This window comes from Acinetobacter sp. YH01008 (assembly GCF_013420435.1).
In the GTDB taxonomy this organism is placed as follows: Bacteria; Pseudomonadota; Gammaproteobacteria; order Pseudomonadales; family Moraxellaceae; genus Acinetobacter; species Acinetobacter pseudolwoffii.
In genome coordinates, this window is the sequence record NZ_VOYD01000012.1 from 17,680 (window position 1) to 31,324 (window position 13,645).

Annotated in this window: 10 protein-coding genes and 1 riboswitch; of the genes, 9 read left to right on the forward strand and 1 reads right to left on the reverse strand. The window is 46.9% G+C overall.

Going from position 1 to position 13,645, the window contains the following annotated elements:
• Positions 1 to 82: 82 nt before the first annotated feature.
• From aceE to recJ, 9 genes are all read left to right on the forward strand, one after another.
• Entirely contained in the window at positions 83 to 2,785 is a 2,703-nt protein-coding gene (gene aceE, locus FTT75_RS08480; protein WP_180186246.1) for a pyruvate dehydrogenase (acetyl-transferring), homodimeric type, read from the forward strand.
• Between the two features lie 2 nt (positions 2,786 to 2,787).
• Entirely contained in the window at positions 2,788 to 4,800 is a 2,013-nt protein-coding gene (locus FTT75_RS08485; protein ID WP_180186247.1) for a 2-oxo acid dehydrogenase subunit E2, read from the forward strand.
• A gap of 88 nt (positions 4,801 to 4,888) precedes the next feature.
• Positions 4,889 to 5,031: riboswitch (yybP-ykoY riboswitch) on the forward strand.
• A gap of 73 nt (positions 5,032 to 5,104) precedes the next feature.
• The gene (locus tag FTT75_RS08490) at positions 5,105 to 5,680 is read left to right on the forward strand and encodes a TMEM165/GDT1 family protein (RefSeq protein ID WP_159516485.1); all 576 of its coding nucleotides are present in this window, start codon (positions 5,105 to 5,107) and stop codon (positions 5,678 to 5,680) included.
• A gap of 184 nt (positions 5,681 to 5,864) precedes the next feature.
• Positions 5,865 to 6,662, forward strand: coding sequence for an MBL fold metallo-hydrolase (locus FTT75_RS08495; RefSeq protein ID WP_100354932.1), 798 nt, complete (start codon positions 5,865 to 5,867; stop codon positions 6,660 to 6,662).
• Between the two features lie 120 nt (positions 6,663 to 6,782).
• Entirely contained in the window at positions 6,783 to 7,148 is a 366-nt protein-coding gene (locus tag FTT75_RS08500) for a YkgJ family cysteine cluster protein (protein WP_074383866.1), read from the forward strand.
• A 236-nt stretch (positions 7,149 to 7,384) separates the two neighbouring features.
• Positions 7,385 to 8,851 (forward strand): IMP dehydrogenase, encoded by a 1,467-nt coding sequence (gene guaB, locus FTT75_RS08505; RefSeq protein ID WP_005095051.1) that lies wholly within the window; start codon positions 7,385 to 7,387, stop codon positions 8,849 to 8,851.
• A 122-nt stretch (positions 8,852 to 8,973) separates the two neighbouring features.
• Positions 8,974 to 10,305 carry a phosphoglucosamine mutase gene (gene glmM, locus FTT75_RS08510; protein WP_034608847.1) on the forward strand — a complete coding sequence of 444 codons (1,332 nt, stop codon included), beginning with the start codon at positions 8,974 to 8,976 and terminating at the stop codon, positions 10,303 to 10,305.
• 11 nt (positions 10,306 to 10,316) lie between these two features.
• Entirely contained in the window at positions 10,317 to 10,973 is a 657-nt protein-coding gene (gene pdxH / locus FTT75_RS08515; RefSeq protein WP_005173224.1) for a pyridoxamine 5'-phosphate oxidase, read from the forward strand.
• A 14-nt stretch (positions 10,974 to 10,987) separates the two neighbouring features.
• Entirely contained in the window at positions 10,988 to 12,688 is a 1,701-nt protein-coding gene (gene recJ, locus FTT75_RS08520; RefSeq protein ID WP_180186269.1) for a single-stranded-DNA-specific exonuclease RecJ, read from the forward strand.
• Between the two features lie 51 nt (positions 12,689 to 12,739).
• On the opposite strand, the gene FTT75_RS08525 is transcribed toward recJ, so the two are convergent.
• Complete coding sequence (locus FTT75_RS08525; RefSeq protein ID WP_180186248.1) at positions 12,740 to 13,540, reverse strand: putative porin; 801 nt, start codon at positions 13,538 to 13,540, stop codon at positions 12,740 to 12,742.
• Positions 13,541 to 13,645: the final 105 nt, after the last annotated feature.

Consider the following 13,645-nt stretch of genomic DNA (forward strand, 5'->3'; position numbering starts at 1 on the left):
CATTCAGCCAGAGCCATACCTGCTGAGGTCTCAAATATGGTACATATAAGACATTAAATTAGGCTTTTAGGAACTGTAGATTATGGCGTTTTATGGCGATACAGACGCGCAAGAAACCCAAGAATGGCAAGATGCATTTGACTCTGTTTTGCAACACATGGGTACCGAGCGTGCAGCATTTTTATTAGAAAAACTTTATCAACGCGCAATTGCAAAGCATGTTCCTATTCAGCGTTTAAATACTCCCTACTTAAATACGATTTCCGTTGAAGAACAACCGGCAATGCCGGGCGACCAGGACATGGAGCGCCGGATTCGTGCGCTGATCCGCTGGAATGCCTTGGCAATGGTATTGCGCGCGAATAAAACCGGTGATGACCTCGGTGGTCACCTGGCAAGTTTTGCTTCTTCCGCAACCCTTTATGATGTGGGCTTTAACCACTTCTTCCGCGCCAATAGCGACAACTTTGGCGGCGACATGATCTATTACCAAGGGCACTGTGCACCGGGTATTTATGCGCGTTCATTTTTAGAAGGCCGTTTGACGGAAGAGCATCTGAATAATTTCCGTCGTGAAGTGGGCGGTAAAGGTTTGCCATCTTATCCGCATCCTTATTTGATGCCGGACTACTGGCAGTTCCCGACTGTATCGATGGGTCTGGGCCCGATCATGTCGATTTATCAGGCGCATATTCAGAAGTACCTGATGAACCGTGGTCTGATCAAAGAAGAAGATCGTAAGGTCTGGGCATATTTGGGCGATGGCGAGATGGATGAGCCGGAAAGCCTGGGTGCAATTTCTCTGGCAGGTCGTGAAAAGCTGGATAACCTGATCTGGGTGGTGAACTGTAACTTGCAACGTCTGGATGGTCCGGTACGTGGTAATGGCAAGATCATTCAGGAACTGGAATCCTTGTTCCGTGGTGCAGGCTGGCGTGTGATTAAAGTCGTGTGGGGCCGTCACTGGGATCCACTGCTGGATAAAGATAAGTCCGGCGCTTTGAAAGCGGTGATGGAAGAAGCGGTCGATGGCGATTTCCAGCGTTACCAGGTCAAAGGCGGTGCCTATGCACGCGAAAAGTTCTTTGGCAAATATCCTGAAGCTGCAGAGCTGGTGAAAGATTTAAGCGATGAAGATATTGATAATCTGAACCGTGGTGGTCACGATCCGTACAAAGTTTTTGCTGCTTATGCTGAAGCATGTACGGCCAAAGGTCAGCCAACGGTGATTCTGGCGAAAACCGTCAAAGGTTATGGCTTGTCTGAAGAAATCGAAGCAGTCAACAAAACGCACCAAATCAAGAAGATGCAGATCAATTCTTTGAAATATGTGCGTGACCGTTTCAATCTTCCGTTCACCGATGAGCAACTGGAAGAAGTACCGTTCTATCGTCCAAGCGAAAACTCACCTGAAATCAAATATATGAAGGCGCGTCGTGAGGCGCTGGGTGGTTATCTGCCGGCACGTCGTAAGGAAAGCGAACAGCTGGCGATTCCTGGACTTTCAGTATTTGATTCGGTCTTGGCCGGTTCAAATGGTAAAGAACAATCGACCACGATGGTGATGGTACGTTTAATCTCTGCGCTTCTTAAAGAGAAAGCAATTAAAGACCGTGTTGTTCCGATTGTGCCAGATGAAGCACGTACTTTTGGTTTGGAGGGCATGTTCCGCCAGCTCGGTATCTATGCTGCGCATGGTCAGAAATATACGCCTGAAGACCAAGAACAGTTGATGCATTATCGTGAAGCCAAAGACGGACACATGTTGCAAGAAGGAATTAACGAAGCCGGCGCCATGAGTGCCTGGGCCGCGTTAGGCACCAGTTATTCAACCAATAACCTGCCAATGATCCCGATGTACATGTACTACTCGATGTTCGGTTTCCAGCGTATCGGTGATATTGCATGGGCAGCCGGTGATGCACAGGCACAAGGTTTCTTGCTCGGTGCAACTGCAGGTCGTACTACACTAAACGGCGAAGGCTTGCAGCATCAGGACGGTCATTCCCATATTCTGGCCAATACCATTCCAAACTGTGTCTCTTATGACCCATGTTTTGGTTATGAACTGGCAGTGATCGTGCATGACGGTTTACAACGTATGTATGTCAATCAGGAACGTGTGTTCTATTACCTGACCGTGATGAACGAAAACTACGAGCATCCGGAAATGCCAAAAGGTGTTGAAGAAGGCATCAAGCGTGGTATGTACTTACTGGAAGAAGATGAAAAAGCCACGGTTCAGTTACTGGGCTCGGGTGTGATCCTGCGTGAAGTGATCAAGGCGGCGAAGATTCTGCGTGAGGAATATCAAATTCACTCAAATGTCTACAGTGTCACCAGCTTCAATGAACTGGCACGTGATGGTATGGCATGTGAAGAATACAACCGCCTGCATCCACTGGCTGAGGATGTGAAAGAAGCATGGATATCGAAACAGCTACGCGGTACCGAAGGTATTGTGGTGTCTGCAACTGATCATATGCGTGCCTATAGCGAACAGATTCGTGCCTATCTTCCAGATGGCCGCCCATTTGTGGCACTCGGTACCGATGGTTATGGCCGTTCAGATACACGTGGTAATTTACGTAGCTACTTCGGTGTCGATGCTGCCCATATTGTGGTGGCAACTCTGAAAAAACTGGCAGATGAAGGTGAAGTTGATCCGCGCCTGGTGAAAGACGCGATCTCGACGTTTGAGCTGGATACCGATCGTCCGGTGGCTTGGGCACCGCAAGACACCCCATCTGTACATGCTGTTGCTGACTACAAAGAGGAGAACTAAGCATGCAAATTACGACTCCCGATATTGGTGTAGATCAGGCAACCGTGGCCGAAATTCTGGTCAAAGTCGGTGATACGATTGCGATTGATGACAGCATCGTGTTGCTTGAATCCGATAAAGCCTCTGTTGAAGTGCCCAGCACTTCAGCAGGGGTGGTGAAAAGCATTCTGGTCAGTCAGGGTGATGAAGTGACTGAAGGCGCGGTACTGATTGAACTGCAAGCTGAAGATGGCAGTACGGATGTGGTCGAGCCACAGCAAGCAGATGCCTCACAAAAAACCTCAGAAAATACACCTACGTCTTTGCCTGATCAGGAAATCATGCAAGAACTGGCATCACATCAGCCAAAAGTTTCTGCTGCGCCTGAGGCTCAAGCAAGTTCACAAGTGGTCGATGTTCAAGTCCCCGATATTGGTGTAGAGAAAGCCACTGTCGGTGAAATTTTGGTCTCTGTCGGTGATGAAATCGAGGTGGATCAAAGCATCGTGGTGGTGGAATCGGACAAGGCGACTGTTGAAGTGCCAAGTACGGTTGCAGGTACGGTGGAATCCATCGACATTAAAGAAGGCGACACGATTAAAGAAGGTGTGGTGATTCTAAAAGTGAAAACTTCAGGATCGACCCCGACTGTTGCAGCAGAAGCGCCAAAAGCTGAAGCTGCGCCAGTTCAAGATGCTAAAGCGGAGCCAGTGGCTCAAGCTGCAGCAGCACCTGCGGGTGATGTTGAAGTGATGGTGCCTGATCTGGGTGTAGACAAAGCAGCTGTGGCTGAAATTCTGGTTTCTGTCGGTGATACGGTTGAAAAAGACCAGAGCATCATCGTGGTGGAATCAGACAAAGCCACGGTTGAAGTGCCAAGCACAACTGCTGGGGTGATCAAGGCGATTCATGTTGAGCTGGGACAAAATGTCTCTGAAGGCATTGCACTGATGACAATTCAAGCTGAAGCGCAAGCAGAGGCTGCACCTGTTGCGGCTAAAGCGGAAGCACCGAAAGCAGCTGTTGCACCAGTAGAGACCACCAAAGCAGCACCTGCGGCATCTTCTACTCCAGCGGTGGCGACCTCTGACAATGCCGACAAGCTGACGAAAGAGCAGAATGTCGCCAACTCGAAAGTCTATGCCGGCCCTGCTGTACGTAAACTGGCACGTGAACTGGGCGTAGTATTGTCAGAAGTTCAGGCTTCAGGTTCCAATGCCCGGGTGATGAAAGAAGATCTGAAGGCTTATGTCAAAGCGCGCCTGACTGCGCCGCAGGCTGCTCCTGTAGCCGCTGCTGTTCAAGCCGCAGGTCTACCAAAATTGCCAGACTTTAGTGCTTTTGGTGGTGTGGAAGAAAAAGCCTTGACGCGTTTGCAACAAGTGTCTATTCCGCAGTTGTCGCTGAATAATTTCATTCCGCAAGTGACCCAGTTTGATGCAGCCGATATTACTGAACTGGAAGCGTGGCGTAATGAGCTGAAAGGCAACTTCAAGAAAGAAGGCCTGAGCCTGACCATTATGGCCTTCATCATCAAAGCAGTTGCGCACTTGTTAAAAGAAGAGTGCGAGTTTGCTGGTCACTTGGCCGATGATGGCAAGTCAGTCCTGCTACGTAACGAGATCCATATGGGGATCGCGGTGGCAACGCCAGATGGTTTAACGGTTCCGGTATTGCGTCATCCCGATCAGAAGTCGATTAAACAGATTGCCACTGAGCTGGGAAGCTTGGGTCAAAAAGCGCGTGACAAGAAATTGTCGCCGAAAGATCTGCAAGGGGCGAACTTTACCATTACCAGCCTGGGCTCAATTGGTGGTACGGCATTTACGCCGCTGGTGAACTGGCCGCAAGTGGCAATTCTGGGAATTTCACCTGCCACCATGCAACCGGTCTGGAATGGTGAAGGTTTTGATCCACGCTTGATGCTACCGTTGTCTTTGTCATACGATCACCGTGTGATTAATGGTGCAGATGCTGCGCGTTTCACCAACAAGCTGACCCAGCTGCTTAAAGATATTCGTACTTTATTGATCTAATCTGATCAGATCATTTCAATCATAAACCTTGCTTCGGCGGGGTTTATTTTTGCCACATTGAAAAATAATGGATTTGATTCTATACTTGGCGCACTTCATTGGGGAGTAGCCGCCTTTTGCGCAAAGCAGAAGGGTGATGGTCAACATATTTGTCCTGAACCGGACATGGTCATCATAGCAAAGAACCAAATGAGCTTCTCGAAGCTTTCTTTTGTTGGCAAGACCTTTGATTTACCACTCTGCAGATTTTGGCTAGCAGGAGCGGTGAGTCATTGGTATTGGATGCTAGCCAGAGAAAGACCTCATGTATGAATTCTTACTGTCGACCGCAATCGTGGCACTGGCTGAAATGGGTGATAAAACCCAACTGCTGGCTTTGCTGCTTGCCGCACGTTTTCGCAAACCCATTCCTATTTTAGTTGCTATTTTATTGGCGACGCTGATTAACCATGGCCTTTCTGCGGTATTGGGGCAATGGATCACCACGGTGATTGGGCCGGAAGTGTTGCTGTGGATTGTGTCGATTGGTTTTATTGCGATGGCGGCCTGGATGCTGATTCCGGATGAACTCGGAGATGAAAATGCCAGTATCAATAAATGGCAAAAATTCGGGGTATTTGCTGCAACCTTCATTTTGTTCTTTCTGGCAGAAATTGGCGATAAAACCCAGATTGCCACAGTCGCGCTGGCAGCACGTTTCGATAGTATATTCTGGGTGATGCTCGGTACCACTTTGGGGATGATGCTGGCCAATGCACCTGCGGTATTTCTAGGAGATAAACTGGCGAACAGGCTGCCGATCAGCCTGATTCATAAAATTGGCGCGGCCATTTTCCTGGTGATTGGTGTCGCCACTCTGCTTCAATATTATTTATTTTAAAAATACAGTAATAATTGCATGAATCCTGAGCTAAAAGCTCAGGATTTTTTATGCCTAAAATAAGCTTAAAACTTTGATAAGTAGTGTGATATGGCCAGTTTTATTGATTGTAAGTTCAACTAAATACTTATATGTTATATGGGTATAAAACAGCACTTTTAAATTTAAATCGGGGAATATATACATGGTTTTTGAACGCACCACATCGCAGGTCCTGTTTGATAACGGGACACATAAATGCATCAGTTTTACCAGTCTGGTCAAAGGTGAAGGCGTTCAGGCAAACCAGTTTTTAATCATTGATAACGAGCGGGCGGCGGTACTCGATCCGGGTGGTGATCTCACCTATGTTCCGCTAACCATGGAACTGAATAAATACACCCGGTTGACCAATCTGGATTATGTCATGGCTTCGCATCAGGATCCTGACATCATTACTTCGATGCCACGCTGGCTGGTATATACCGATGCCAAAGTGGTGGCTTCCAAGCTCTGGGCGCGTTTTTTGCCACATTTAAACTCGGCCTTTATGAGTGACCGGATGAAAGGCAACTGGCTGGATCGGCTGGTCGAGCTCCCGGATCACGGCCAGATCGTTCCCCTGGGCAATGCCAATATCGTGGCGGTGCCAGCGCATTTTCTGCATTCGGTGGGCAATTTCCAGTTTTATGATCCGATTGCCAAGATCCTGTTTTCGGGAGATATGGGTGCATCGATGGTCGATGATGCTGCCAAACCATTGGAAAACTTTGCTGCGCATATCCCAAAAATGAAAAGCTTTCATCAGCGTTATATGTGCAATAACAAGGTGATTCGTCTTTGGGTGAACATGGTGCGGGGCATGGATATCGAGATGATTGTGCCGCAGCATGGCACGCCTTTTATGGGTAAAGAGCAGATCACCCAGTTTCTGGACTGGATTGAAACGCTGCAATGTGGCACCGACCTGATGGACGAAACTGTTTTTACCTGTCCTGAATAGTTCACAGAAAAATAAAATTTTTCTTGTGTAGAAAAACAACATTTTTCTTGTGTAGAAAAACAACATTTTTTATATTTCTTCTCCAAAAAACTTTTTTTTGATCATGAGAACTTATAAGAAATGTTATCTCAAGTTCCAACACCAGATGCATGTTTAAGCTGCGGGGCGTGCTGCGCCTATTTCAGGGTTTCGTTTTACTGGGCTGAAGGGATTCATATGCCTGAGCATTATACGGAACCTGTAACAGCAGTTTATTCATGTATGGCTGGAACCAATCAAAAAAATCCACGCTGTATTGCACTGGATGGCACCATTGGCCAGCAGGTCAGTTGCGGTATGTATGAGCTGCGCAGTTCATCCTGCAAAGAAGTACAGATCGCCGATGATCAATGCAATAAAGCCCGTTTGGCACATAATATGTTGCCTTTTATTCAGATTGAAAATGATGAAGCTGACAATGATGACAGTTTTGAATACGTCAGCTAAATCGACCCAAAGCAGAGTTTAGGCTCTGCTTTTTAGCTTTTCAAAGTATCGGGATTGAGTTCAAGCATCAGGCTACTGTGGTCAGTTCTTTTCTGATGTCGTAGTTCTCAAATTGATTCACTGGAAAAAATCCAGCCCTCAAAACTATTTTAATGCAAAAATAATTTTGCAATTGCAATGAAATTTAAGTCGATATTTGTTTATAATAGTGCACGGAAATTACCAGTGAGACTGTTATGTTGACCATCGTTCAAGACGCGTTAACCTTCGATGATGTCCTATTACTCCCTGCCTATTCTACTGTTCTCCCAAAAGATGTCTCTCTAAAGACACGCCTGACCCGTGGCATTAACCTGAATATTCCTCTTGTGTCTGCAGCGATGGATACGGTGACTGAGTCCCGTATGGCAATTGCAATGGCGCAAAACGGTGGTATCGGTATTTTGCACAAGAACATGGATATCGCTGTTCAGGCTGCAGAAGTGCGCCGTGTGAAAAAATTCGAAGCGGGTATGGTCAAAGACCCGATTACAGTTACTCCTGAAACCACAGTACGTGAATTGATTGCTTTGACTCAAGCCAACAATATCAGTGGTGTACCAGTGGTGAAAGACGGCAAAGTGGTCGGTATTGTGACAGGTCGCGATACACGCTTTGAAACCAATCTTGAGCAGCCAGTCAGCAACATCATGACTGGTCAGGATCGTCTGGTAACAGTTCGCGAAGGCGAATCGAAAGAAAATATCCAAGCCTTATTACAGCAGCACCGTATTGAAAAAGTATTGGTGGTGAATGATCAGCAAGAGCTGAAAGGCTTGATTACGGTGACAGATTTCCGTAAAGCTGAACTTTATCCAAACAGCTGTAAAGATGATTTAGGTCGTCTACGTGTCGGTGCTGCAGTCGGTACCGGTGCAGAAACTCCAAGCCGTGTTGAAGCGCTGGTTGAAGCCGGTGTCGATGCGATTGTTGTCGATACAGCACATGGTCATTCTGCGGGTGTGATCGAGCGGGTACGTTGGGTGAAAGCCAACTATCCACAAGTTCAGGTGATTGGCGGTAACATCGCAACTGGCGATGCTGCATTGGCCTTACTTGATGCAGGTGCGGATGCGGTTAAAGTCGGGATTGGTCCGGGTTCAATCTGTACCACACGTATTGTGGCCGGTATTGGTATGCCGCAAATTTCTGCAATCGATTCTGTGGCCAATGCGCTGAAAGATCAGATTCCGTTGATCGCGGATGGTGGTATCCGTTTCTCTGGCGATATGGCCAAAGCGATTGGTGCGGGTGCAAGTACCATTATGGTTGGTTCATTGATGGCCGGTACTGAAGAAGCACCGGGCGAAGTTGAATTCTTCCAGGGCCGTTACTACAAAGCCTACCGCGGTATGGGTTCGTTGGGTGCCATGGCGGGTGCAACCGGTTCGGCTGACCGTTACTTCCAGGACTCTAAAGCCGGTGCCGAGAAACTGGTTCCTGAAGGCATTGAAGGTCGCGTACCGTACAAAGGTCCAATGGGCAATATCGTGCATCAGATGATGGGCGGCCTACGTTCTTCGATGGGTTATACCGGTTCTGCCGTGATTGAAGACCTGCGTCAAAATGCCAAGTTTGTGAAAATCACTTCTGCCGGTATGTCGGAATCACATGTGCATGATGTGACCATTACCAAAGAAGCACCCAACTATCGCGTGGGTTAATCTCCTGTGATTTAAAATTTTTAAAAGCCGTCATGCAAATGACGGCTTTTTTATTTTGGTGTAAAGTGTGGCACAGGGAAAAAATGGGTGAGATCAATCATCCGCTAAGAAGTGAGATAAAGATGAGTTATTTTGGTACGGATGGTATTCGTGGAAAGTTTGGCGAATTGCCGATTACCCCTGAGTTTGCCCTGAAATTGGGGTTTGCAGCCGGTAAGGTTTTAAAGCGTCATAGTAAAAAAGCCAAGCCCTTGGTGGTTTTGGGTAAAGATACCCGTTTGTCTGGCTATATCCTGGAAGCCGCCTTGCAGGCAGGTTTAAATGCGGCTGGCGTCTATGTTCATCTTTTAGGCCCACTGCCAACACCGGCGATTGCCCATTTGACCCGCGCCTTGCATGCCAGCCTGGGAATTGTAATTTCTGCTTCGCATAATCCGTATTTCGATAACGGTATTAAGTTTTTCTCGGCGGAAGGCAAGAAATTACCGGATGCCTTGCAAGAAGAAATCAATCAGGAACTTGAACAAGATTTCATCATTGAAGATACCGCGAGCCTGGGTAAAAGTATCCGGGTCAAAGATGCTAATGGTCGCTATATTGAATTCTGTAAATCGACTTTCCCCTATCATCTGGACTTGAATGAACTCACCATTGTGGTGGATTGTGCCAATGGTGCCGCCTATAACGTCGGGCCTGCTGTGTTCCGTGAGCTGGGCGCACGTGTGATTGCCATTCATAATGAACCGACCGGGTTAAATATCAATAAAGACTGTGGTTCGACTCATCCTGAAAGCTTGCAACAAGCCGTGATCCAGCATCAGGCCGACTTAGGTGTTGCTTTTGATGGCGATGCCGACCGTGTAGTTCTGGTGGATAAGTCTGGAAAGCTGATTGATGGCGACCATATTCTGTATATTCTTGCCACGCAAAGCTCGAAAAAGCCGGCAGGTATCGTCGGTACCTTAATGAGCAATATGGCACTGGAACTGGCACTGGAAAAAGCTCAAGTGCCATTATTACGTGCCAAAGTCGGCGACCGTTATGTGTTGCAAGGTCTGGAAGAAAACGGCTGGACGATTGGTGGCGAGCCTTCTGGGCATATTCTGACCTTGGACAAGAGCACCACCGGCGATGCCATTATTGCCGCCTTGCAAGTGCTGACAGTCATGGTTGAACAGAAGAAAGCCCTGCATGAGCTGGTGGCTGATTTTCAACTGTTGCCAAATGTCCTGGTCAATGTGCGTTTAGATGCCATGTTTGATCCTTATTCAGTACCGGCCTTGGCCGCTGAATTTGAAAAAGCCGAACAGCAGCTTAAAGGGCGTGGCCGCTTGTTGATTCGTAAATCAGGTACTGAACCGGTGATTCGTGTCATGGTGGAAGGCGAAGATTTAAGTGAAGTGACTGCACTGGCAAATTCATTAGCTGATGCTGTACGTGCCAATGCCGCTTAGAGGAAGAAAGAATGAGTGATCTGATCAAAGATCTGAGTGAGCTACGCCTGAATTATCAGAAAGGCGAGCTGCAAGAACAGCAGGTCAACCCGAATCCGCATATGCAGTTCTTGCAATGGTTTAACCATGCACTAGAAGCGAAGCTGCATGAACCCTATGCCATGTCATTGGCAACGGCGGATGCTCAAGGTCGTCCGCATGTGCGTACCGTATTACTGCGCGGGGCGACTGAAGCCGGCTATGACTTCTATACCAATTATGACAGCCAAAAAGGTTTGGATCTGGCCGAAAATCCGTATGCTGAATTATTGTTCTATTGGCAGGATCAGGAACGTCAGATTCGGGTGAGTGGTAAAGTCATCAAGATTTCTGAACAGGAGTCGACTGATTACTATCATAAACGCCCACGTGACAGCCAGATTGCTGCGCATATCAGCACCCCGCAAAGTGGGGTAATTGCCAGCCGTGAAGAGCTGCAACAGCGTTTCTGGGATTTGCATAATCAGGTGGCGAATCAGCAACAGCTGGATAAACCGGAGTTTTGGGGCGGTTATCGTCTCGAACCCGATTATTATGAATTCTGGCAGGGCCGTCCGAACCGTCTGCATGATCGTTTAAGCTATGAGAAAATTGACGGTGCATGGCAATTGCAACGCTTGATGCCTTGATTATGCCAAAAATCATGCCAAAACTTGACATCAAACAGCGCCCCTTTCTGACCCGTCCTGAAAATTTTCAGGGTGTTCCAGCATTTGTGGCTGAAATTCTGGCCCGTCGCGGGGTGGAGTCCGAGCAGGAACTTGAGCTTAAACTCAAGCATCTGCTGGCACCGACCATGAAAGGCCTGACGGATGCGATTCAGTTGATCGATCAGGCAATTGATCGTGGCCAGAAAATCGTGATTGTCGGCGATTACGATGCCGATGGTGCAACCAGTACTGCACTCATGGTGCTGGCTCTACGTGATATGGGCGCCAAGGTCGAGTATCTGGTACCAGACCGTTTTAAGTATGGCTATGGTCTGACTGCTGCCATTGCCGATCTGGCTTTCGTCAATTTCACGCCTGATCTGCTGATTACCGTGGACAATGGTATTTCCAGCCATGCAGGAGTGAAACAGGCGCAAGATCATGGTATGCAGGTGATTATTACCGATCATCACCTGACCACCAAGCCGACACCTGAAGCCGAAGCGGTGGTCAATCCGAATCAGCTGGGTTGTGATTTCCCCAGCAAAGCCTTGGCCGGGGTCGGGGTGGCGTTTTATGTGCTGGCCAATCTGTCGACCCATCGCAAAAAACTTGGAAAATCGACCACTCAAATTATTCATTATCTTGATCTGGTAGCACTCGGTACTTATGCCGATGTCGCCAGTCTGGACTATAACAACCGGATTCTGGTCGATGCGGGCTTGAAACGGATTCAGCAAGGGCAGTGCCGCGCGGGGATCAGTGCGCTACTGGATATTGCAAAACGTGATCCGGCAGGTCTAAAAGCACAAGATCTTGGTTTTGTCTTAGGGCCGCGAATTAATGCAGCCGGACGGATGGAAACCATGGACATCGGGATCGAGTGTCTATTGGCACCGGATCTGGCCACGGCTTATCCATTGGCTGAACAGCTGAATCAACTGAATGTTGAACGCCGTCAGGTCGAAGCTAAAATCAAGCAGGACGCTTTAAACGAACTTGAGAAAATCCAGCTAGACGAAACTGAATTGCCGGCTGCATTAATCATGTTTGAACAGCATTGGCATCAAGGTGTCATTGGTATTGTGGCGGGGCGTTTAAAAGAGCAGTTTCATCGTCCGAGTATTGTCTTTGCCGCAGATGAAGATGGGAGACATATCAAGGGTTCGGCGCGTTCGATTGAAGGGATTCATATCCGTGATGCGATTGAACAGGTGGCGGAGCAATATCCACATTTAGTCAGTCATTTTGGCGGGCATGCAGCAGCAGCGGGTTTAACCCTGAAAAAAGAAAATTTTGCTGAATTTAAGCAGGTCTTTGAAGCACTGATTGCTACGATGGACGCGGATTTATTCACTGCGACTTTATGGACGGATGGGGAGCTATCCGCTTCGGCTTTCCAGATCGAAACAGTCGATATCCTGCAACATTTAAGTCCGTGGGGGCAAAAATTCCCTCCACCTATTTTTGAAGGGATCTTCAAGATTATGGACTATCGTTGGCTCAAAGATGTACATCTTAAATTACGCGTGGCTTTGGAAAATGGGCAGGTGATTGATGCGATCGCCTTCAATGCAGCCGATAAATATGAATTTGATCCGATGAAAGATACGCGTTTGGTCTATGAGCTGGATAAAAATGTCTTTAATGGCAATGTCAGCTTGCAAATGCGGATTATTCATTTAGAACAATAGGCCATAAAAAACCGCTCGAGTGAGCGGTTTTTTGACTTTTAATCGGAATGATTAGAAGCGGAAAGTACCATTGATACCAAACGAGTCAATACCGTCAGTTGTGTGGTAATTTACACCTGCTGCAATAGTTGGCGTAAAGAATTTTTGAGCTTTAATACCGAACAGTGTATCTGAACCATCTGCAGTAGAATCAGCAATAGATAGACCTACACTGAGAGTTGGATCGATATAAAGATCAGCAGCTAAGCGATAGGTTGTTTCATCACCAATATAAGTTAAACCTTCAAAATTGGTGAAATGATTGCCAATTTGAGTCACGTATTTGGCACGTAAAGATAATGAAGTGTCATCACCTACAGTAAGTGCATTTGAAAGATTTGCGGTGAAACCATAGTTTGCCACTTGAACTGGGTCTACGCTTTCATTTGCGGCACCTACTGCTAGCAACAAGCCAGTAACTGGTAGGTAACCTACTTCAAGCGCATAACCGGTATTATCGTCACCTGCAAAATCAACTTGGTTAATAGTACCGCTTACATAAAATTGAGTATTTGGAATATAAAACTCACCACTTACACCAAACACATCAATATCTTCATCGCCATCACCGCTGGCATTGGCATAACCTAAGCCAATATTACTTGCTTTATTTAGGAAAGCCGCTTCTGCAAGTGGAGAGTTTTTAACTTGGACAGCGTTTAAGTAGTATTTTCCATTGATGAAAAATGTATCTAGATCCCCAACATTATCAATATCAGTATTTTCATACCCAACATTAAGTTCAGTTTGGTAAGCATGTGCAGTTCCTAGGCTAGCAATAAGTGCTGTAGCAAGAGTAAGTTTCTTAAGCATTTAAATTTCTCTCTTTGTTATAAAAATATGACTGTATTATTAACAGTTGTAACAAATTGTACAGTTTATATTCGCCGAGTCAATGTGCAAAAAATACCTAAATGC

Excerpts from the sequence above, each read along its gene's own strand:
- FTT75_RS08500 (WP_074383866.1), top strand. The coding sequence starts at position 6,783 with ATGTTATCTCAAGTTCCAACACCAGATGCATGTTTAAGCTGCGGGGCG.
- FTT75_RS08485 (WP_180186247.1), top strand. The coding sequence starts at position 2,788 with ATGCAAATTACGACTCCCGATATTGGTGTAGATCAGGCAACCGTGGCC.
- pdxH (WP_005173224.1), top strand. The coding sequence starts at position 10,317 with ATGAGTGATCTGATCAAAGATCTGAGTGAGCTACGCCTGAATTATCAG.
- glmM (WP_034608847.1), top strand. The coding sequence starts at position 8,974 with ATGAGTTATTTTGGTACGGATGGTATTCGTGGAAAGTTTGGCGAATTG.
- aceE (WP_180186246.1), top strand. The coding sequence starts at position 83 with ATGGCGTTTTATGGCGATACAGACGCGCAAGAAACCCAAGAATGGCAA.
- recJ (WP_180186269.1), top strand. The coding sequence starts at position 10,988 with ATGCCAAAACTTGACATCAAACAGCGCCCCTTTCTGACCCGTCCTGAA.
- FTT75_RS08525 (WP_180186248.1), bottom strand. The coding sequence starts at position 13,540 with ATGCTTAAGAAACTTACTCTTGCTACAGCACTTATTGCTAGCCTAGGA.
- FTT75_RS08490 (WP_159516485.1), top strand. The coding sequence starts at position 5,105 with ATGTATGAATTCTTACTGTCGACCGCAATCGTGGCACTGGCTGAAATG.
- guaB (WP_005095051.1), top strand. The coding sequence starts at position 7,385 with ATGTTGACCATCGTTCAAGACGCGTTAACCTTCGATGATGTCCTATTA.
- FTT75_RS08495 (WP_100354932.1), top strand. The coding sequence starts at position 5,865 with ATGGTTTTTGAACGCACCACATCGCAGGTCCTGTTTGATAACGGGACA.